Annotated in this window: 1 rRNA gene; it reads right to left on the bottom strand. The window is 52.8% G+C overall.

Going from position 1 to position 1,036, the window contains the following annotated elements:
- Positions 1 to 99 precede the first annotated feature (99 nt).
- Positions 100 to 1,036: ribosomal RNA gene (locus AB0M88_RS53345) — 23S ribosomal RNA — on the bottom strand; the annotation flags it as partial.

Here is a 1,036-nt window from a genome sequence, read left to right as displayed (position 1 = left end):
GCCAGTTCAACGGCGACAACAACGGGATCGCCTTCGCCTCTCGGCTCCTCACTCACATTCGAAAACTATCTCGTCTCTCTAAAACACCTTCGGTGTTGTCAGGTTAAGCCTCACGGTTCATTAGTATTGGTTAGCTCAACGTATCGCTACGCTTACACACCCAACCTATCAACGTCTTAGTCTTAAACGTTCCTTTAGGACCCTTAAAGGGTCAGGGAAGACTCATCTCAAGGCAAGTTTCCCGCTTAGATGCTTTCAGCGGTTATCTTTTCCGCACTTAGCTACCGGGCAATGCCATTGGCATGACAACCCGAACACCAGTGGTGCGTCCACTCCGGTCCTCTCGTACTAGGAGCAGCCCCTTTCAATCTTCCAACGCCCACGGCAGATAGGGACCGAACTGTCTCACGACGTTCTAAACCCAGCTCGCGTACCACTTTAAACGGCGAACAGCCGTACCCTTGGGACCTACTTCAGCCCCAGGATGTGATGAGCCGACATCGAGGTGCCAAACACCGCCGTCGATATGAACTCTTGGGCGGTATCAGCCTGTTATCCCCGGAGTACCTTTTATCCGTTGAGCGATGGCCCTTCCATTCAGAACCACCGGATCACTAAGACCTACTTTCGTACCTGCTCGAGCCGTCACTCTCGCAGTCAAGCTGGCTTATGCCTTTGCACTAACCGCATGATGTCCGACCATGCTTAGCCAACCTTCGTGCTCCTCCGTTACTCTTTGGGAGGAGACCGCCCCAGTCAAACTACCCACCAGACACTGTCCGCACCCCGGATAACGGGGCAACGTTAGAACATCAAACATTAAAGGGTGGTATTTCAAGGTTGGCTCCACGCAGACTGGCGTCCACGCTTCAAAGCCTCCCACCTATCCTACACATCAAGGCTCAATGTTCAGTGTCAAGCTATAGTAAAGGTTCACGGGGTCTTTCCGTCTTGCCGCGGGTACACTGCATCTTCACAGCGAGTTCAATTTCACTGAGTCTCGGGTGGAGACAGCCTGGCCATCATTACGCCATTC

It is taken from the genome of Actinoplanes sp. NPDC051411 (assembly GCF_040682075.1).
Lineage (GTDB): Bacteria > Actinomycetota > Actinomycetes > Mycobacteriales > Micromonosporaceae > Actinoplanes.
This window is presented reverse-complemented; position numbering and strand designations above follow the sequence as displayed.